The organism is Acidimicrobiales bacterium (assembly GCA_040219085.1).
Classification (GTDB): domain Bacteria; phylum Actinomycetota; class Acidimicrobiia; order Acidimicrobiales; family JAVJTC01; genus JAVJTC01.
In genome coordinates this window covers 33,721-52,678 of record JAVJTC010000027.1, presented here as the reverse complement: position 1 = coordinate 52,678, position 18,958 = coordinate 33,721, and the positions used below count along the sequence as shown (strand labels likewise).

Below are 18,958 nucleotides of genomic sequence, written 5' to 3'. Positions count from 1 at the left end.
GCGAGCCCGACGACATCGCGGGCGTCCGCAGGTGGCGCAGAGCCGGCCCGGGGGTGACCTCTTCGCCGACTGGCTCGCGCCCATGACGCGGCCCGGCGCACAAACGCCGCGCGACGCGCCACACTTGCCGTCGTGATCCCGGCGGTGCATTCCCTCGAGACGTCCGCCGTGGCGCATGGACGAGCGGTCACGAAGCGCTACGGCGACAACACCGTCATCGACCACGCGGACTTCTCGCTGCGACCGGGCATCACCGGGCTCATCGGAGCGAACGGAGCGGGCAAGACGACGCTCATCTCGATGCTGTTGGGCCTGCGCCCACGCGATGGCGGGGACCTGGAGGTTCTCGGCCTGGACCCCCACATGGCGGGGCCGGAGCTGAGGATGCGCATCGGCTTCGCTCCCGAACACCACGATCTACCGCCCGACGTGACGGCCAACGATCTCGTGCGACACCTGACCGTGTTGCACGGCATCCCCGCCAAGGCGGCGACGGAACGGGCCAACGACACCCTCTGGCTGGTCGGGCTCGGCGAGGAACGATTCCGCCCGATCGGCTCGATGAGCACCGGACAGCGCCAGCGGGTGAAGCTCGCGTCGGCCATCGCCCACGACCCCGAGTTGGTGATGCTCGACGAACCCACCGACGGGCTCGATCCCATGCAGCGGGGCCAGATGCTCGACCTCATCGCACGCATCGGGGGGGAGTTCGGAATCTCGGTGTTGTTGTCGTCGCACAGGCTGCGCGAAGTGGAGCAGATCTGTGACGATGTGGTCGTCCTGCGCGACGGACGCGTGCTGCGCTCGGGAGCGCTCTCATCGGTACAGGCCGAGACGGGCACTCTGATCGTGGACGTCGATGTCGATGCCGGCCTCGTCGTCGCGGCGCTCGCCGGGCGCGGCCACGGCGGCGAGGTCATCGGACCGAGCCGACTCGCCGTCCCCGTCGCGGACGGTGTCACGGGTGCGATCTGCGCTTCGGTCAGCGACCTCGGCGCCGGGTTGCGCCGGCTCGAATCGCGACGCGGCTCGCTGGAGGACCTCTTCGCTGAGGACGCAGATCCGCAGGTGGCGGGGGGTGCACCACTGTGAGCGACGCCCGCATCCACGACCTCGGCTACCGCCGCTACGAAGGTGGACGACGGGGCCCCACCGCCGCCACGGTCGACCTCGCGCTGCACACCATCCAGCGTGTGCTGGGGCTCCGCCGCCAGTTCCGACACAAGATCGCACCGATCATCGTCGTGGCGCTCGCGTTCATCCCCGCGGTCGTCTTCGTGGGGCTCGCGGCGTTCCTCCCCGAAGATCTACTGCAGGAGGACATCCTGCCGGGGTACGCGGAGTACGGCGGCATCGTCACGTTCGCCGTGGTCCTGTTCGCGTCCTTCGCCGCGCCGGAGGCCGTCGTCACGGACCGGCGCACCGGCATGTTCGGCCTCTATCTGGCCGCACCGTTGACGCGTACGAGCTACACCGTGGCCAAGGTCGGCGCGATCGTCGCTGTGATGCTGGTCATCACCACCGGCCCGCAGCTCCTGATGCTGGTCGCGTTCAGCATCGAGGGTGCCGGTCCCGGAGTTCCCTTCGGGACCCTCGAGCTCCTCGTGCAGATTCTCGCCGTGGGCATCCTGACGGCGGCCGTGTACGCGTCCGTCGCGCTCGCGCTGTCCACCCTGACGAGCCGCCGTGGGATCGCCTCGGCGGTGGTGGTCCTCTTCCTGCTTGTCTCGACGGTGTCGGTGGTCGCGTTCGTCGACGCGGCGGACGCGTCCCCGTGGCTCTACCTCATGAACCTCCAGGACCTCGTCGTCGAGATGGGCGCCCGCATCTACGGCGACGAGATCGGCGAGCCGGCACCCCGCATCGGCGAGCTGCCCGACTATGCGGTGATCGGTGCGCCCATCGCGTGGGCCGTGCTCGGCGGCGCGATCTGCTGGCTACGTATCCGCCGCGCTCCGGTGACGCGATGAGCCCGCCCGCCATGGTCGGCGCCAACAACGCCTCGAAGTGGTTCGGCTCCGTGGTCGGGGTCTCGGACGTCTCCTTCGAGATCGGTCCGGGGGTGACGGCGCTGCTGGGCCCCAACGGTGCGGGGAAGTCGACCTTGTTGCGCATGCTCGCCGGACTCGCTCGTCCGTCGTCGGGCTCGGTGTCCATCCTCGGTCGCGATCCCCGCACCGACGTCGCCGTCAGCCGATCCGTCGGGCTGGTGCCCCAGAACGAGGGCATGTTCGAGAACCTGACACCTCTCGAGTTCGTCGCGGTTAGCGCCCGGCTTCAGCACCTACCCGAACCCGACGTTCGTGCGGCCACAGCGCTCGAGGTGGTCGAGCTCGACCCCCGCGACGTACGACTGCTCGGCTCCTACTCCAAGGGCATGCGCCAGCGCGTCAAGCTCGCGCAGGCGCTCGTACACGAGCCTCCCGTGCTCCTCCTGGACGAGCCGCTGACCGGTCTCGACCCGCACCAGAGGCATGTGATGATCGCCCTCCTCCACCGCCTCGGCGAGGAGGGGCGCTGCGTGCTGGTATCCAGCCACGTCCTCGAGGAGGTGGAACGGATCGGGTCGCGGGTCCTCGTCATCGCCCGGGGACGGCTCGCCGCCGAGGGCGACTTCCGTGACCTCCGGACGCTGATGGACGACCGGCCTCAGCGCATCGCAGTCCGCTGCGACACCCCGCGCCCCCTGGCAGCGGCGCTCGTCGCGGCCGATGTGGTCGATGGCGTCCGTATCGACGAGGACACCGTGACCCTGGAGACCTCCGACGGAGCCGCATTCGCACGGTCGCTACCCCGGCTGGTCCTCGACACCGGGGTGAACCTGATCGAGGTCCGTCCGCTCGACGACGATCTCGAGAGCGTCTTCCGCTACCTGGTGGAGTCACCGTGAGCACAGGGCAGGCACCGACGCTGGTCCGGTCGTCGTCGGATCTGATCGTGCTGACCCGCCTCCTGCTTCGTCTGCACGTGAATCGGGCACGGGTGATCTCGCTCGGGCTGCTCTCGTCGTTGACGATCGCGCTGGCGGCAGCGACACGCGGCTCGGACGACCCGAGCGAGGCGGGAGCACTACTGGTCGCGGAGATGGGCTTCGGTGTGATCCTGCCGGTGGCGGTCGCCTGGATCGGCTGCGCCGTCGTCGGCGACCTCGTAGAGGACCGGACGCTCGTCTACCTGTGGCAGAAGCCCGTCTCGAGGATCACTCTGGCAACCGCCGCGGTGTTCACATCGATCCTCGTGACCCTGCCCGTGGTCGGAGCGCCGCTCGTGGTCGCCGCCGTGGTCGCTGATGCCGAAGGACTGGTCACGCCGGTGATCGCCGCCGTCGTGATCGGTTCCGTCGCCTACTCGGGCCTCTTCGTTCTCGCCGGCGCCCGCCTCCGCCGAGGGCTGTGGTTCGCGCTCGGCTACATCCTGAGCTGGGAGAACGGAATAGCGCGAATCGGCGACAGCCTCGCGCGCCTGTCGATATCGGGCTATCTGCAGTCCATCGTCGCCGAGGCCATGGACGTCTCCACCACACTCAGCGGGGCCTCGACGACCGCCTCGGTGGTGACGCCGCTGGCTGTCGGGCTCATCGGGGCGGTCGGGACGGCGGTCGTCCTCGCGCGTCGCGAGATCGACTGATGGTCCGGGTTCGACCGGTGGACGGCGCGCGGCGCAGGCGGCACAGGTGAGCGGCGACGAGTGGATCACACTCTTCGTCCTCATCGGGACGCTCATGGGTCTGGCCGTCGGCCGTTTCCCGCCGTCGGGTGTCGTACTGGCCGCGACCATCACCCTGTTGCTCGCCGACGTCCTGGACGCAGGTGAGGCCTTCAGCGGGTTCTCCAACCCGGCGCCGCTGACCGTCGCCGCCCTCTACGTCCTCGCAGCAGGCGCACGAAGGACCGGCATGTTGTCACCGGTCGTGTCGCGTGTGCTGGGCCGGCCGGGGCGGGACAGAGCCCGTCTGGCCCGACTCGCCGCGCCCACGGCACTCGCGTCGGGCGTCTTCAACAACACGCCCCTCGTCGCCATGATGATCCCCGACGTCGTCGCCTGGTCGCGCCGCCACGGCGAAGCGGTCTCGCGGCTTCTGTTGCCCTTGTCGTATGCGGCCATTCTCGGTGGGACCCTGACCCTGCTCGGCACCTCCACGAACCTCGTCGTGTCAGGACTTCTCGAGGAGTCGGGACGCGACGGGTTCACGATGTTCGAGATCACCAAGGTCGGTGGCCCGGTTGCGCTCGTCGGTCTCGCCGTCCTGCTCACCGTCTCGGCGCGGCTCATCCCGGATCGCACAGGTGCGGCGAACGACGTCGCGGCGACCATGCGCGAGTTCACCTTCGAGATGGAGGTCGTGCCCGGCGGTGCCGTCGACGGCACATCGGTCACCGCTGCGGGTCTGCGGCACCTCTCCGGCGTCTACCTCGTCGAGATCCACCGCGACGGCGGTGTCCTCGGACCGGTCGACCCGGACGAGATCCTGGTCGGAGGTGATCGCCTCGGCTTCGTCGGCCGCATCGACCAGGTGGTCGATCTCCAGCAGATGGCCGGCCTGCGACCACCAGCCACGGCCCGGTCCATCAGCGCACCCGCCGGCGAACTCGCGTTCTTCGAGGCCGTCGTGGGCCGCGAATCCCCCGTCGCCGGAGCGACCCTTCGGGAGGCCCGCTTCCGCGGCCGCTACGACGCGGCCGTGATCGCGATCCACCGCGCCGGCCACAGGGTGGAGGCCAAGCTCGGCGACGTACGCCTCCGGCACGGCGACACGCTCGTCCTCATGGCCGGCGCGGGCTTCCGTGAACGGTGGCGGGAGGGACGCGACTTCCTCCTCGTGGCGCGCCTGGACGGCGCCGATCCGGTGGTGACGGCCCAGGCTCCGATCGTGGCAGCAGCCCTGGCGGGATTCGTCGCCCTGGCGGCAGCGGGCGTCGTGACCGTCCTCGAAGGAGCACTTCTCGCCGCCGCGGCGCTCGTCGCCACCCGGGTCCTCACGTTCGCCGAGGCCAAGAAGGCCGTGGACCTCGACGTCGTGGTCCTCATAGGAGCCGCGCTGGGCCTGGGTCGGGCCGTCGGGGTCAGCGGTCTCGCGGAGCGCATCGCCGAGGGATTCGTGGACACCTTCGACTCGATGGGTGACTTCGGAGTCGTCCTCGGTGTCGTGGTGGCGACGACCCTGCTCACCGAGGTGGTGACGAACAACGCGGCGGCGGCGGTGCTGATGCCCATCGCTCTCGCCATCTCGACGACGGCCGGGATCGATCCGCGCCTGATGGCCAGCGCTGTCGCCGTCGCCGCGTCGATGTCGTTCCTCACCCCGATCGGCTATCAGACCAACACCATGGTGTACGGACCCGGCGGGTACCGCTTCTCGGACTACCTGCGAGCCGGCTCCCCCCTCACGGTGGCCGTCGTCGTCACGAATGCGGCCGTCGTGACCCTTCTCAACTGAACCGGGGTCCGACGCGTGGCACCGGTGTCGGGACTTTGTGCCCGGGACGGAATGCGAGCCCACCGGTAACCTCCAGAAGCGGAGGTACCGCTTCGCGTCGGCTGTCGGCCGACGACGGACACGCTGTGTCGGGCGGGAGACGGTGAAGTGAACCGGGCGTCAGTCGAACTGGACCATGGGAACCGGGCACTCGTCGCGGCGCGCATCTTCGGAGCCCTCGCGGATCCACAGCGGCTCCGGCTGCTGCGCACGATCGCCCGGTCGCCGCACGGAGAAATCTGCATCGCGGATCTCGATGACGTCACGGGGTCCGCTCTCCCCGCGCTGACGAGTCACCTCTCCGAACTCGTCGCCGCCGGCCTGGTCCGCGCCGAGTCCCGTCGTGACGGCTGGGTGTGGTTCACCATGATCGATTCCGCCGCCGACATCGTCGACGAGGTCCTCGACGACGTCTTCAGAACCGACGAGGTGACCGGCATCGCATCGTGATCCGCCAGGGCCGAAGCCCTACCAGGTGCGCCCGGAGGTCATCAGGTCCGCGAACTCGGCCGCTCCGAGCGGCTCGCTGATCAGATAGCCCTGAGCCCTGGTGGCCCCCAGCGCACGCAGTTGATCCAACTGGCGGGTCTCCTCGACCCCCTCGGCCACGACATCACAGCCGAGGGCGACTCCGAGCGAGACGACCGTCGAGACGATCGCTGAATCGCGACGGTCGCGACCGAGCCCGGCGACGAAGACGCGATCGATCTTCAACGCGTCGATCGGCAGTGTCCGCAGGTACGCGAGGGACGAGTACCCGGTGCCGAAGTCGTCGATCGCGACGTTCACGCCCAGCTCGTCGAGATCCCGGACACGCTGTGACACGGCCTCGATATCCCGGGCCAGTGCGGTCTCGGTCAACTCGATGGCGAGGCAGTCGGCCGGGACGCTGGCCTTCTCCAGCGCGCGGCGCACGTCCGCCGCGACATCCTGGTCGGCCATGTGCGCAGGTGAACGATTCACCGAGAGCTGGAACGAAGCTGCAACAAGACCGTCGGTCCGCCACCGGGCCAGCTGCGCGAGGCCGAGCGCGAGTACACCATCGTCGAGTTGGCGGGCGAGTCCGATCTCCTCGGCCAGGGTGACGAACACGTCGGGCGCAACGTGGGTGCCGGGGGTGCAGCTCCACCGCGCAAGGGCCTCCGCGCCGCAGATCTGACCCGTGCGCAGCTCCACGATCGGTTGGAAAGCCACTTCGATCAGACCGCGGTCCACGGCGTCGCGCAGCGCGGCGCCGAGTTCGGTGCGCTCACGGGCACGGGCGTGCAGCGAGTCGTGCCACGTGAAGACGCGGCTGCCCCCGTCGGCCTTCGCCCGGCTCAGCGCCGAATCCGCTGCCTGCAGCAGCCCGTGGTGGTCGTCGAGGCCGTCCGCGACCACGGCGAGACCCACGCTCGCCCGGAGGTAGAGGGAATGGTCATCCACGTCCATGGGCCGCCCCAGCTCTGCGAGCAGCGCATCGGCCCGTGCGACAGCCTCGAGGCTGTGCTCGAGGGGCTCGAAGACCACACAGAACTGGTCTCCCGCGTAACGCACCACGATGTCGGTGTCCCGCAGAGCACTTTCGAGACGGCGCGCGACGGCCACCAGAACCTGATCGCCGACCTCGTGGCCGTAGGCGCTGTTGAGCTCTGCGAAGCCGTCCAGACCGAGGAAGGCCACAGCGAAGGCCTTGCCGGTCCGCTGGCGTCTCTTCACGGCCTGCGCGACACGATCATGGAGCAGTGCCTGATTCGGCAGCCCCGTGAGGGGGTCGTAGATACGCCGTTCCGCCAACTCGGCTTCGAGGCGCTGCCTGTCACTGACGTCGCGGGCTACGACGACGACGCGGTCCTCGGCACCCCACCGCATCGCCCTCGCCGAGCCTTCGAGAACGCACCAACCGCCGTCCTCACGTCTCAGCGAGAAGCTCACCACGGCACCTTCAGAAGCCACAGCGGCGGCTAGAGCTCCGGCAAGGCTCTCGTGTTGACGAATGGGCACGTGCGCGAAGAGGCTCGTGCCGTGGAGGGCGGACGGGTCGAGACCCGACACCGTCCGCACAGCCGGATTGACATAGTCGAGGGTGCCGGCCGGGGCGATCACGAGGAATACGTCCGATACGTTCTCCACGATCACCCGGAAGCGTGCCTCGACGTCGCGGATCTGACCACGAACGTTCTGACGTTCGATCGCGTAGCGCATCGCCCTCGAGAGCGTGGCGTCGTCGATCTCGTGTTTGGTGAGATAGTCCTGCGCGCCATTGCGCATGGCCGCGAGGCCCAGTTCCGCGTCGGTGTTCCCGGTGATGGCGACGATGGGAAGTCCGGGATACCGGGTGAGCAGGGCATCGACAGCCTCCAGCTCCGAGGCATCGGGAAGGCCCAGGTCCACCAGTACGCACCCGAACGAGTCGTCACTGTCGAGGCGGCTCAGCGCGAGAGCGAGGGTCTCGACGTGCACCACCTCGAAGTCGCCCTGCTCGAGCGCGACGACAATGAGACTCGCATCACCGGGGCTGTCCTCCACGAGAAGGACTCGCACCGCGGTGTCGGTCGCCAGGTCCGCCAGGTCCCCCACGGCAGGAGATGGTACCCCTTCGGCTCGAGGGGACCTGAACATCGTGTCCAGGAAGCCAGAAGCTCCGAACAGGTGCGCTGGACCGGAGCCCGAATCCCCACTGTCGGTGGCGGTCGCAGCGCGGGCCGGGCTCGAGGGACCGGGACCCCCTAGGGTGGGGGCATGGCGCAAGGCGCGGATCGCGAGCGACCCCAGGGGGATGAGAGCCGCGGTCTGTCGCTGCGCATCGGAGAGGTAGCGACCCGGGTGGGGATGACGCCTGACCTGATCCGGGCCTGGGAGCGTCGCTACGGCGTCCCCGCGCCGACGAGGACCCCGGGCGGACGTCGCCGGTACGATCACGGCGAGGTCGAGATGCTGCTCACACTCCGCGCACTCGTGGACGGCGGACTCACTCCGGCCGAAGCAGCGCGTCGGCTGACAGCCGAAAATCGATCCCGCCGCGACGGCGACGGCATGGTCACGGACCCCGTGGCCCTCGCCATCGTCAACCGCTGCCTCGAGGCCATACTGAGGGCCCGGACCCCGGGCGATGTCGCGAGGGCTCTGGCCGACACAGCCGAGGCCCTGGGAGCGGTCCTGGAGTCTCCCGAAGAGGGGCGGAGCGAACAGATCCCCGTGGACCTGTCGCTCGGAACGGCCGATCCGATCGTCGCAGCGACGCCCGTTCTGAGCATCGCCCGGATGCGCCTCGAGCGGGTGCTACCGAATCTTGTCGTCCACGCCCGGCGCATGGTCGACCTACTCGCTTGCGGCGGCTGGCCCGATGGCGGTGCCGGAGAGGACCCGTGACTGCGCACCTGGTCGACCGCGACGCAGCGCAGACGTATCTCCGACTCATCGAGGCGCGCGACCATCGGGCCGCCGTGGCCCACGTCATCCGCCTGCTCGAGACGGGGTTTGCGCCCGGCGACATCATCCACGAGGTGCTGATTCCGACGCAGCGCGCGATCGGTGAGGCCTGGCTCGACGGACGCCTCAGCGTCGCAGAAGAACACGCTGCGACCGCCATCACCGAGTCCGCTCTGGGAGCTCTCTTCGCACGCGCCAACTATCCCAGCGACCGCGGCCACGTGATCGCCGCCTGCGCCGAGGGTGACTGGCATGCGCTCGCGCCCAGGATGCTCGCCGAACTGCTTCGTACGCGGCGGTGGCGCGTGACGCTCGTGGGGGCGTCGGTGCCGGCATCGTCGCTCGCCGCGATGGCCGCAGAAGCACCAGGGACGGCGATCGCGCTGAGTTGCTCCCAAGTCGAGAACCTCGGGGGTGCCGTGAGGTCGATCGCGGCGGCGCACCAGCTGGGGCTGCCCACGCTCGTCGGCGGGGCGGCCGTGAGTGCCGAACGGGCCGCGTTGATCGGTGCCGACGGGTGGGCTCGCGACCATCACGGCGCTGACGAGGTCCTCTCACGATGGCGTGACGAGGGTCCCCCACCGCTGGCCACGACCCCCGCGATGGAGCCGTACCGTGCGGTGAGCGCCGTCGCGCCGGGCATTGTCGCCGATGCCATGGAGGCAGCAGGGCTCGGCCCTGACGACGACCTGTTCCCGCTCCATCGCGGCCCGCTGGCCCAATCGACGCTCATGACCCTGGTCGTCACGGCCGCCATCGCGGTATCGATCGATGACGAGACGGCCTTCACCGACATCGGCGACTATGCCCGGCGAGCCTGGGCCCGCGATGACCTCGCTCCTTCGGCCCTGGCTGCGGCGCTCGCCCACGCCTCGTCGGAGCTGAGACCGGTCGACCGGGCGACGGTCGACCTGCTGGCGACTTTCGCGCCCTAGGGTGCCGGCGCCGCGCACGCTTCTGGGATCATGGAATGGTGACCCACCGAAGCGCGTCCGCCCTCGTATTCATCACCTCGGCGATCGTCCTCGTAACGGAGATCCTCGCCGGACGGTTGATGGCCCCTTACGTCGGCGTCTCCCTCGAGACCTTCACCGGCATCATCGGAACCATCCTGGCCGGGATCGCAATCGGTAGCGCCCTCGGTGGTCGTCTCGCCGACGTCGTCGACCCGCGCCCGGTGCTCCCCGTGTTACTCGCCGTCGGCGGCGGCCTGATCTGGCTTTCGCTACCGATCGTCACAGCCCTCGGCCCGCGCGTCGGAGAGGGTCCCGCTGCCATCGTCGGCCTGACGGTCGCGGCGTTCCTGGCGCCCGCGACCGTGCTCTCGGCGGTGTCGCCGATGGTGGCGAAGGTACGGCTGGGCGACCTCGACGAGACGGGGTCGGTCGTCGGGGGCCTTTCGGCCTCGGGGACGGCGGGTGCGCTCGCGGGAACCTTCCTCACCGGTTTCGTCCTGATCGCCTACGTGCCAAGCCGGCCCACCATCATCGGCGCCGGCGCGATCCTCGTTCTGATGGCTCTGGCCATGGTCGGCCGTCGGGCCCTCGTGACACCACTGCCCGTCATCGTGCTCGGCGGCCTCCTGGCGCTCACTGCGACGACGTCTCTTCCGTGCGAGTTCGAGACCCGTTACTACTGCGCACGGATCGAGGTCGACGACGCCGATCCCGACTCGCGGATACTGGTTCTGGACAACCTGCGGCACTCCCACGTCGATCTCACCGATCCCACACGCCTCGAGTTCCGGTACGTGCGGCTCTTCGCGCAGGTTGCCGATGCTCTCCCGCCGGGACCTCTGGACGCGTTGCACGTCGGCGGCGGTGGGTTCACCTTCCCCCGCTACCTCGGGGCGGTCCGTCCCGGCTCGACGAGCACCGTCCTCGAGATAGACCCCGAGCTCGTCGACATCGCACGCGACCATCTCGGCCTCGTGACGGGTCCGTCCCTCTCGGTGATCACCGGTGACGCCCGACTGTCGATAGAGGACCTCCCGACGGACGCGTTCGACATCGTGATCGGTGACGCCTTCGGAGGGCGCAGCGTCCCATGGCACCTCACGACGAGGGAGTTCATGGCGGAGGTCGACCGTGTGCTGCGCCCCGGCGGTGCGTACGCGATGAACGTCATCGACGGCGGGCCGTCGCTGTTCGCGCGTGCCGAGCTCGCCACCCTCACCGAGGTCTTCCCGAACACCGCCGCGATCGTCCCGGCCGATGGCATCCCGGGGCCCTCCGTCGCGAACCTGGTCCTCGTCGCCAGCGACCGCGACCTCACCGGCCTCACCGTGGTCGCCTCCGACGGCGTCGTGGTACGCGGTGGCGAACTCGATGCGCTCGTCGACGGCGCCGGGCACCTGACCGACGACTACGCCCCCGTGGACAGGCTCATACGATGACGGTGTCCGAGCCGCCGGCGTACACCCCGAGGATCTACTGCATCGTCGCCGAGCGCCGACCCGTCGTGGCCGTGATCGCCCGCGGCCCTTCGGATTGGGTCAGGGTCGGCCGATGGGACGTCGACGGGGCCCACTACGAGGCAGGCGCCTGGTTCCACGGCCGACTGTTCCCACAGCGCAGCGACCTCTCCCCTGACGGGCGTTGGTTCCTCTACACCGCCCAGAAGCCCGGCGCCGACTGGGCCGCCGGCGAGATCTACTCCGCCATCTCACGACTGCCGTGGCTGCACGCCCTCGCCGCCTGGGGCGCGGGAACGACCTACACGCGCGGAGCCCGGTTCGATGCGCATTCGCAGGGGACATGCGAGCTCGGCCAACCCGACGTGGGATCGGTCCCGCTCGTCGCTCGCCTCGGCATCCGGCTCCACGCGCCGATTCAGTTCGCGGTCGAGCGCCACCACGGATGGACAGAGGCCCCGGACACCCCGCCGCGGGCCGATGGCGGACCGTGGGACGAACAGCGCCCGGTGACGATGGTCCGTCGGCGCCCGGGAGCCGACGAACAGCTACGTGTGACGGGCGTCTACGCGGCTTTCCGTACGGGGCCCCACGACCCGTCGGCACTGCGGTACGACCTCGTGACGGCGCGTGGAGTCACGTCGCTGCACGAGGCGCAGTGGGCCGACTGGGCCCACGACGGCCGCCTTCTCACCGCGACGACCGATGGCGCCCTGACTCTCAGCGAACTCCGCGGTGGGGAACCCGAGGTGACCTGGCGACACGACCTCGGATCGGCGAGGCCCGACCCGTCGGCTCCTCCCCCCGAGGCCCGATCCTGGTGAGCGCTCAGCGTCCTCCGGTACGGACGTCGGGCGCCCCCATCCGGGCAGCATCGGCCGTGTGGTCGTCGGGCATCGTCTGCGACTCGCGCTCGGCCTCGACCCGACCGAGATAGTGCGCCACCTCGCGGGCCCGGTCCGCGTCGTCCCAACCCAACACGGCACCCATCAACCGGGCCACCTCGGTCGAAGCCGCTACTCCCCTGTCCCACGTCTCGATCGACACACGGGTCCGACGCGTGAGTGCGTCATCGAGATGCAGCGCTGCCTCGTGTGAGGCTGCGTAGACGTACTCCGCCCGCAGGTGGTCATCGGCGCCATCGACGGGACGTCCGAGGTCGGGGTCGTCCGCGACGAGATCGAGAACCGCGTCGATCTCGGTCCCGTAGCGTCGCAGCATCCGCTCGATCCGCGCGACGTGGACGCCGCTGTCGGCCGCGATCCTGTGCCGTCGGTTCCAGTATCCAGCGAAGCCTGCGGCACCGACGAGCGGTACGTGTTCGGTGCACGACGGCGCCACGAGTGCATCGAGACCCCGGGCCGCCGCGTCGACGGCATCGGCCGCCATGACCCGGTACGTCGTGTACTTGCCACCCGCGACCGAGATCAACCCGGGAACGGACTGCGACACTGCGTGTTCACGGCTGAGTTCCGACGAGTCCTCCGATTCCCCGTGCAACAACGGGCGCAGGCCGGCGTACACACCCTCGATGTCGTCGTGGGTCAGCGGGGTCCGTAGCACCGTGTTCACATGACCGAGGATGGTGTCGATGTCGTCGCGACTCGCAGCGGGGTGGGCGAGATCGAGTTCCCAGTCGGTGTCGGTCGTGCCGATGATCCAGTGCCGCCCCCATGGGATCACGAACAGGACGCTCTTCTCGGTCCGCAGAATCAGACCCGTGTCGGAATGGATCCGGTCGCGCGGAACGACGAGGTGGATCCCCTTCGATGCCCGTACGTGGATCCGTCCGCGGCCCGCGAGGCCCTGGATCTCGTCGGTCCAGACCCCGGTCGCGTTGATGACCTGCTTCGCGTGCACCTCGAGGCGGGCCCCTGTCTCGAGACACTCGGCGACGACCCCGGTGACCCTGTCTCCCTGGCGCAGGACGTCCACGACACGTGTACTCGTCGCCACGGAGGCCCCGTGCGAGGCGGCCGTGCGCGCCAGCGTCATCGTGTGGCGGGCGTCGTCGACCTGGGCGTCCCAGTAGCGGATGGCGCCGACGAGCGCGTCGTCGCGCAGACCGGGCGCCAGGCGCAGCGCGCCGCGGCGGCTGAGATGGCGATGGCTGGGAAGGCCACCGCGCTGCAGGCCCGCCATGACGTCGTAGAGGGCGATGCCCGCGCCCACGTACACCCGCTCCCACACCCTGTGGCGCAGCGGGTAGAGGAACGACACCGGCTCGACGAGGTGCGGACAGAGGTTCTCGTTGATCAGGCCCCGCTCGTGCAACGCCTCCGAAACGAGCCCGAAGTCCAGCTGCTCGAGGTAGCGCAGCCCTCCGTGGATCAACTTGCTGGACCGGCTGGACGTACCAGAGGCGAGATCGCGCTGTTCGACCAGCGCGACAGACAGTCCGCGGGTGGCTGCGTCCAGGGCACACCCGGCGCCGGTGACGCCACCGCCGACGACGACGATGTCGAAGGTCTGCGAACCGAGGCGGTTCAGTGCGGCCGTGCGCTCGGCCGGACCCAGTCTCGACGTCGCTGCATGTGGCATGGCTGTGGCGCCCTTCATCCCCTGTCTCCCGTTCTCACGTAGATCGCCTCGGAACCCAACACCGTCGCATGGTCGCCGATGCGCTCGAGGTACCGGCCGACCAACCCCGTCGCCATGATTGCGTCCACCTCCGCCGGCGAGACCGCGCCCGCCCAGTGCTCGTTCGCGACGCGCCGCAGCTCGATCGCGGCCGTATCCACGGCGTCGTCGCCGCGGCGGATGGCTTCGGCGAGGTCCACGTCGCCGGAACGAAAGGCCGTGACTGCGAACTCGAAGAGCGACACGGCGCGGTCACGTAGCTCAGCTACGGCGTCCACCACCGGTGCCGGAGCGTCGACGCTGCTGATGGTGATGAGCGCCTCGGCCGTGTGCTCGAGCAGGCGGGCGCTGCGTTCGATGTTGTTCACCAGACGCAGGACAGCGAGGACCATCCGTAGGTCGCCCGCGACGGGCTGCTCGCGCAGCACCAGCGAGGCGCACATCTGCTCCAGGTCTTCGGTGCTCTCGATGGTGCGGGCGGACGCCGCCCTGAGTGCCTCGACGAGAGCTTCGTCCGGAACACCCCATTCTGCGAGTTTCCGCAGGTGACCAGCGATGCCCGCGGCGAGATCACCACAACGCAGCGAGACCTCGTCGAGGTCCTCTCGGAAGCGGTGACGCGACTCACTCACCCGTCGCCCCGCTCAACCATGGCCCGTTCGTGAACACGTCACGAGAGTACGCGGCCCGACGACGCGACGCCGGACCCTTATCGCAGGGATGTTTCCGCCCCCGTACGGGACGCGCGATCATCCCGATCATCGAAACCCACGATCCAGTCGACATCTCCGATCTCCTCGCCGCGAACAAGGCCTTCGCCGACGCTTTCGACGACACCGGACTCGACGTCCACCCGCGGCGCCGGCTGGCCGTCGTGACCTGTATGGACTCACGGCTGGACATCTTCAGACTGCTCGGCCTCGCCAACGGCGACGCCCACATCATCCGCAACGCGGGCGGGGTGATAACCGACGACGTGATCCGCTCCCTGACCTTGTCCCAGCGCCACCTCGGCACTCGCGCGATCGTGTTGGTGCACCACACCGACTGCGGGCTCCAGCTGGTCTCCGAGGACGAGTTCAAGGCCGGTCTGGAGGCCGAGTTGGGGATCAAGCCGCCGTGGGCGCTCGAGTCGTTCACCAATGCGGCCACCGACGTCCGCCAGTCCATGACCAGGCTGACGCTGAGTGCGTTCATCCCTTACAAGGACAACATCCGCGGCTTCGTCTACGACATCACCACGGCCAGGCTCGAAGAGGTCACCTGAGGCCTGACCCCGCGGTCCGACGGGGAACCGCACTAGCTTGTCCGCACGACGTGACCGGGGGGATCGACGATGTTGCTCGAAGATCTGGAGATCGATGCCGCAGCGTTCGCGGCGGGCACCGGTTGGAAGGTCGAGCCCCGTGGGGCGTGCCGCGCGGAGATATGCGTGCCGCTCGGCGGCGCCGACGGCGACTTCGACCTCCCCGACGTGGCGGCCCGGCTCGGCATGGCCCTGATCCATGACGAGCAGGCGGGGCTGTGGGCACTCGGGCCTGACACCGTGGGGGGCCGGGCCCTCGGCTCCGCCCAGGCCCCCGACCTCGTCCTGCCCGACCTCGACGGCACTCACTTCGCCCTGTCCTCGTTGCGGGGACAGAAGGTGCTGCTGGTCGCCTGGGCGCCCTACTGAGGTTGCGCCTTCGACCTGCCCGGGTGGCAGGCACTGCGCAGCGAACTCCATCCCCACGGCCTCGAGGTCGTCACCGTCGCCCTCACCCTCGAGGGGGCCGCGGCGGCCCGCCCCCACATCGAGGCAGCGGCCCCCGAGCACCCGTCGCTCATCGACACCACCCACCGCCTGGACGCGCTGTTCGGTGTCGTCAACATCCCGAGTGTGATCTGGATCGACGAGGGCGGGGTCATCGTGCGCCCACCCGAGTCCGGATGGGCCGGGCCACCCGCACACCCCGAGGGTTTCGCTGAGTTCGTCGGCGACCGGTTGGCCCGCGAGGCCGCTGCCACCGGCGCACAGGGAGCCTCGCGTGAGGAGATCCTCCAGCTCATCTACACCGGGCAGGACCGCGCGTCCTATCCCGACGCGATACGGGACTGGGTTGCCAACGGTGCCGCCAGCGAGTTCCGACTGACGCCCGAGGAGGTCGTCGCCCGATCACGACCCCGCCCCCCGGAGGTCTCCGCGGCCGCGGCCCACTTCGAGCTGGCGAACCATCTCTGGGCGATCGACCGGGAGCGGGCCATCCACCACTTCAACGAGTGCCACCGCCTCCAACCGGAGAACTGGACCTACAAGCGTCAGGCATGGTCGCTCGTCGGCCACGAGCGGGTGGGGGGCACATGGGGCCGCTTCGCACAGACCCCGCTGCCCGGGGAGGGGGCCTGGCCGTTCGAATCGGACTTCATCTCCGACATCGGCTCCCTCGACCTCGGCGAGTACTACCCGTCCACGATGTGACCCCGTCGGCCCGGGTCAGGACCACGCAACCGCCGAGACCGCGATGAGCACCTGCCCCGCGTAGTAGAGGGGCAGACCGACAGCGGGGTTCCACCGGGCCGGCTCGACGAAACGCTCACGGGCCACGAAGAGGTCCGAAGCCGCGAACAGCGCGGCGCCGACGGCCGCGGCGGGATGCGACGACGACGCGCCGATCGCGAGGGCGACCATCACGCAGATGACGACGATGTAGACGGGTACGGCCACGCGGAACGGGCCGTGCAGGCGGGGGCGCAGCCAACGCCCGACGACGACGGCGAGCACCACGGCGACAGATGCTCCAGCCACCCGGGCCGGTGCTGCGCCCTGGTCGTAGCCGAACGCGACGGCATAGGCGACGTGGCCGGCGAGAAACGCGCCGAGCCCCGCCAGAAACCAACCCTCACCGCGTCCCATGAGTGCGAGATCGCCCACTGCGCCGAGCGCGAGGCCCAGGGCGATGAGTGCCGCCCTGGTGGTGTCATCGAGCGGATCGAGAGCGACGACCAGCACGAACCCCGCTGACGCGGCGGCCTTCGCCACGAAACGCGTCCGATGCTGGGCCAGCGTCGCCGTCACGAGCCACACCGCCGCAGCCCCGGTCACCCAGAGCCCGATCACGGCCCGTCAGCAGTCACTTCGCACTCCTCCGGAATCCGCCGGTCGTCGGGTCGGCGTCCACACTGCCACGGGCACTACCGTCGTGTCGTTGCCCCCCCTCACTCCCACGGAGACCCGTCATGGACCTCTCGACCGCTCTCGAGTACGCCGCGAAGGGCCGGACGGCCACGCTGATCACGATCCGTTCCGACGGGAGGCCACAGTCCTCGGACATCGCGTACACCGTCGACGGCGATGTGTTGCACATTTCGGTGACCGATGGTCGTGCCAAGACCCGCAACATGCAGCGGGATCCACGCGTGGTGGTGCACCTCTCGAACCCCGCGGGTTGGACGTACCTCTCCTTCGACGGGACCGTCGAGCTCTCCCCCGTCACCACCAGCCCCGACGACGACACCGCTGAAGCCCTCGTCGCGTATTACCGGGCCGTGAGCGGCGAGCACCCGGACTGGGACGAGTACCGGCAGGCGATGATCGACGAGGGTCGCCTCATCGTGACGTTCACGCCGACGAAGGTCGTCGGTCAGATCAACGGCTGAGTGGTCGCGGCGACGACCGTCGGGTCCGCCTCGGCCCAGGACCCCACCGCCGCCGTGAGTCCGGCTACGAGCACTTCGACCTGAGGGGCGCGTCCAACCCCGGGATCGTCGGACCAGCCGTGGCGCTCGTAGTGCCAACGCAGCGTCGGGGGCAATTCGAGTTGCACGCCTCCCTCCGCCGGCCGGTTGACGGGATTGTCGGGGTGACGCCCCGCGAGTCCGCGAGGGATCTCCTCGGGCTCGGTGAGGAACCGGTAGCCGTCGAGGCTTGGCCCCAGCGTTGCAACCAGGTGGTCACGCAGCCCGGCATGGGTCCCCCCGACGAGCACCGTGTGGCGTAGTTCGTCGCGGCCGTAGCCGTGGACGGTCACGACGACGTCGACGTGGTCGAGAAAGGCCGTCATCGCCGCGCTCTGGGAGGGTTCGATCGCGGTCGAAGGAACATGGAGCGGCTCGGGATCGCACTGCACGATCCCGTAGAACGACGATCCGCTGCGCGCCGCTGCGTCGCGGGCGATGGCATCGGTGGCCTTCTCGAGCGTCCCACCGTGGTACGCCATGAAACCGAAGGTCGATCGGAGCTCGCACTCCTCGGTCACGTCGGGGCGGGCGAGCAGGGATGACAACACGTGCTCAGGGTAGGGGCCACCCCGCCTCAGCCGAGAGCCGGGCGGCGCTCAGCCGGCCTCGGTCAGCCACGCGGCCCACAGTTCCTCTTCCCGTGCGGCGACAGCGGCAGCCTCGGCGCCGTAGAGGTAGCACCACACCGATACGCCCGCCTGTTCGCCGTACCCCTCGGCGGCGATGAAGCCGGTGCCGGGGAACGGCTGCTCGAGCAGGAGCGACGCTCCGGTGGCACACACCCTCGTGACGGTCCCCGCCAGAGCCGGCGCCCCCGAGCCTTCCGTGGTGATCCGCTGCCCCACGGCGGGGGCCGCCGAGAGCCCGAGCGCAGCGAGCAGCGTCGTCCAGGCCTTCTCCCTGGACATGTCCCACATGGCCATCGGCAGGGTGGCCGTCCCGTTCTGGCCGGCGAAGTGTGCGAGATGGAGTCGCAGGTTCTCGAGGAACAGCAGCCACCCCTCGGCCATCCCGTCGTAGCGGGCGTCCCACTCCTCGCCGTGGCCGAATCCGGAATTGACCAGTCGGACCACACACGTCCCGCCGTCACGTGCCTCGATCGTCCATTCGAATGCCATGCCACCGGTGTCTTCGGCACTGTCGAACACGACGCGGCGCGGAGGATCCCACGACGCCACGCGGCCCGTGACGTCCATGCCCGGACCGAACGACGCGGACAGCACCCCGCCGTCACGTTCCTCCACCGTGTGGGGCACGTACCACGAGGAGATGCCGGGGCCCGTGGCGATCGCACGCCATACCTCTTCGGGGGTCCCGGCCACCTCGATCTCGACTTCGATCGAACGGGGGTCATCGGTCAT

20 protein-coding genes are annotated in these 18,958 nt (G+C 69.5%); 14 read left to right on the top strand and 6 right to left on the bottom strand.

The window, feature by feature from the left end; all coding sequences use genetic code 11:
* The first annotated feature begins 132 nt into the window (after positions 1–132).
* The 6 genes from RIE08_11090 to RIE08_11065 all read left to right on the top strand — a co-directional run bounded on the left by RIE08_11090 (position 133) and on the right by RIE08_11065 (position 5,926).
* The gene (locus RIE08_11090; protein ID MEQ8718140.1) at positions 133–1,092 is read left to right on the top strand and encodes an ABC transporter ATP-binding protein; all 960 of its coding nucleotides are present in this window, start codon (positions 133–135) and stop codon (positions 1,090–1,092) included.
* Entirely contained in the window at positions 1,089–1,970 is an 882-nt protein-coding gene (locus tag RIE08_11085; protein MEQ8718139.1) for an ABC transporter permease, read from the top strand. Before RIE08_11090 ends, RIE08_11085 begins: the two co-directional genes overlap by 4 nt.
* Entirely contained in the window at positions 1,967–2,890 is a 924-nt protein-coding gene (locus RIE08_11080; GenBank protein MEQ8718138.1) for an ABC transporter ATP-binding protein, read from the top strand. Before RIE08_11085 ends, RIE08_11080 begins: the two co-directional genes overlap by 4 nt.
* A complete protein-coding gene (locus tag RIE08_11075) occupies positions 2,887–3,627 on the top strand; it encodes a hypothetical protein (protein ID MEQ8718137.1) in 741 nt (246 codons plus the stop codon). Before RIE08_11080 ends, RIE08_11075 begins: the two co-directional genes overlap by 4 nt.
* A gap of 46 nt (positions 3,628–3,673) precedes the next feature.
* On the top strand, positions 3,674–5,437 hold the full coding sequence (locus tag RIE08_11070; GenBank protein MEQ8718136.1) for an SLC13 family permease: 1,764 nt from the start codon (positions 3,674–3,676) through the stop codon (positions 5,435–5,437).
* Between the two features lie 147 nt (positions 5,438–5,584).
* On the top strand, positions 5,585–5,926 hold the full coding sequence (locus tag RIE08_11065; GenBank protein ID MEQ8718135.1) for a helix-turn-helix domain-containing protein: 342 nt from the start codon (positions 5,585–5,587) through the stop codon (positions 5,924–5,926).
* Positions 5,927–5,944: 18 nt separating this feature from the next.
* Here the strand turns inward: RIE08_11065 and RIE08_11060 are convergent, their stop codons facing one another.
* Positions 5,945–8,035, bottom strand: a complete 2,091-nt coding sequence (locus RIE08_11060) for an EAL domain-containing protein (GenBank protein ID MEQ8718134.1) — start codon at positions 8,033–8,035, stop codon at positions 5,945–5,947.
* Between the two features lie 162 nt (positions 8,036–8,197).
* On the opposite strand from RIE08_11060, the gene RIE08_11055 reads away from it, so the two are divergent.
* Genes RIE08_11055 through RIE08_11040 form a run of 4 tightly spaced genes read left to right on the top strand, consistent with a single transcriptional unit; the run spans position 8,198 to position 12,124 of the window.
* Complete coding sequence (locus RIE08_11055) at positions 8,198–8,827, top strand: MerR family transcriptional regulator (GenBank protein MEQ8718133.1); 630 nt, start codon at positions 8,198–8,200, stop codon at positions 8,825–8,827.
* Positions 8,824–9,822 carry a cobalamin-dependent protein gene (locus RIE08_11050; GenBank protein ID MEQ8718132.1) on the top strand — a complete coding sequence of 333 codons (999 nt, stop codon included), beginning with the start codon at positions 8,824–8,826 and terminating at the stop codon, positions 9,820–9,822. The genes RIE08_11055 and RIE08_11050 overlap by 4 nt, the downstream gene beginning before the upstream one ends.
* A gap of 35 nt (positions 9,823–9,857) precedes the next feature.
* Entirely contained in the window at positions 9,858–11,282 is a 1,425-nt protein-coding gene (locus RIE08_11045; GenBank protein ID MEQ8718131.1) for a fused MFS/spermidine synthase, read from the top strand.
* Positions 11,279–12,124 carry a hypothetical protein gene (locus tag RIE08_11040; GenBank protein MEQ8718130.1) on the top strand — a complete coding sequence of 282 codons (846 nt, stop codon included), beginning with the start codon at positions 11,279–11,281 and terminating at the stop codon, positions 12,122–12,124. The genes RIE08_11045 and RIE08_11040 overlap by 4 nt, the downstream gene beginning before the upstream one ends.
* A gap of 4 nt (positions 12,125–12,128) precedes the next feature.
* On the opposite strand, the gene RIE08_11035 is transcribed toward RIE08_11040, so the two are convergent.
* Positions 12,129–13,859 (bottom strand): glycerol-3-phosphate dehydrogenase/oxidase, encoded by a 1,731-nt coding sequence (locus RIE08_11035; protein MEQ8718129.1) that lies wholly within the window; start codon positions 13,857–13,859, stop codon positions 12,129–12,131.
* On the bottom strand, positions 13,856–14,512 hold the full coding sequence (locus tag RIE08_11030) for a phosphate uptake regulator PhoU (GenBank protein ID MEQ8718128.1): 657 nt from the start codon (positions 14,510–14,512) through the stop codon (positions 13,856–13,858). The genes RIE08_11035 and RIE08_11030 overlap by 4 nt, the downstream gene beginning before the upstream one ends.
* Before the next feature lie 29 nt (positions 14,513–14,541).
* Between RIE08_11030 and RIE08_11025 the strand changes: the two genes are divergently transcribed.
* From RIE08_11025 to RIE08_11015, 3 genes are all read left to right on the top strand, one after another.
* Positions 14,542–15,147, top strand: a complete 606-nt coding sequence (locus tag RIE08_11025; protein MEQ8718127.1) for a carbonic anhydrase — start codon at positions 14,542–14,544, stop codon at positions 15,145–15,147.
* A gap of 69 nt (positions 15,148–15,216) precedes the next feature.
* Positions 15,217–15,555, top strand: coding sequence for a hypothetical protein (locus RIE08_11020; protein MEQ8718126.1), 339 nt, complete (start codon positions 15,217–15,219; stop codon positions 15,553–15,555).
* A 204-nt stretch (positions 15,556–15,759) separates the two neighbouring features.
* Positions 15,760–16,338 carry a hypothetical protein gene (locus tag RIE08_11015; protein MEQ8718125.1) on the top strand — a complete coding sequence of 193 codons (579 nt, stop codon included), beginning with the start codon at positions 15,760–15,762 and terminating at the stop codon, positions 16,336–16,338.
* Positions 16,339–16,353: 15 nt separating this feature from the next.
* Here the strand turns inward: RIE08_11015 and RIE08_11010 are convergent, their stop codons facing one another.
* Positions 16,354–16,977 carry a lysoplasmalogenase gene (locus RIE08_11010; GenBank protein MEQ8718124.1) on the bottom strand — a complete coding sequence of 208 codons (624 nt, stop codon included), beginning with the start codon at positions 16,975–16,977 and terminating at the stop codon, positions 16,354–16,356.
* A 119-nt stretch (positions 16,978–17,096) separates the two neighbouring features.
* On the opposite strand from RIE08_11010, the gene RIE08_11005 reads away from it, so the two are divergent.
* Positions 17,097–17,516 (top strand): PPOX class F420-dependent oxidoreductase, encoded by a 420-nt coding sequence (locus tag RIE08_11005; GenBank protein ID MEQ8718123.1) that lies wholly within the window; start codon positions 17,097–17,099, stop codon positions 17,514–17,516.
* On the opposite strand, the gene RIE08_11000 is transcribed toward RIE08_11005, so the two are convergent.
* A complete protein-coding gene (locus tag RIE08_11000) occupies positions 17,501–18,145 on the bottom strand; it encodes a poly-gamma-glutamate hydrolase family protein (GenBank protein ID MEQ8718122.1) in 645 nt (214 codons plus the stop codon). The genes RIE08_11005 and RIE08_11000 overlap by 16 nt on opposite strands.
* Before the next feature lie 48 nt (positions 18,146–18,193).
* Positions 18,194–18,958 (bottom strand): SRPBCC domain-containing protein, encoded by a 765-nt coding sequence (locus RIE08_10995; GenBank protein ID MEQ8718121.1) that lies wholly within the window; start codon positions 18,956–18,958, stop codon positions 18,194–18,196.

Excerpts from the sequence above, each read along its gene's own strand:
- RIE08_11080 (MEQ8718138.1), top strand. The coding sequence starts at position 1,967 with ATGAGCCCGCCCGCCATGGTCGGCGCCAACAACGCCTCGAAGTGGTTC.
- RIE08_11055 (MEQ8718133.1), top strand. The coding sequence starts at position 8,198 with ATGGCGCAAGGCGCGGATCGCGAGCGACCCCAGGGGGATGAGAGCCGC.
- RIE08_11045 (MEQ8718131.1), top strand. The coding sequence starts at position 9,858 with ATGGTGACCCACCGAAGCGCGTCCGCCCTCGTATTCATCACCTCGGCG.
- RIE08_11040 (MEQ8718130.1), top strand. The coding sequence starts at position 11,279 with ATGACGGTGTCCGAGCCGCCGGCGTACACCCCGAGGATCTACTGCATC.
- RIE08_11035 (MEQ8718129.1), bottom strand. The coding sequence starts at position 13,859 with ATGAAGGGCGCCACAGCCATGCCACATGCAGCGACGTCGAGACTGGGT.
- RIE08_11020 (MEQ8718126.1), top strand. The coding sequence starts at position 15,217 with ATGTTGCTCGAAGATCTGGAGATCGATGCCGCAGCGTTCGCGGCGGGC.
- RIE08_11005 (MEQ8718123.1), top strand. The coding sequence starts at position 17,097 with ATGGACCTCTCGACCGCTCTCGAGTACGCCGCGAAGGGCCGGACGGCC.
- RIE08_10995 (MEQ8718121.1), bottom strand. The coding sequence starts at position 18,958 with ATGACCGATGACCCCCGTTCGATCGAAGTCGAGATCGAGGTGGCCGGG.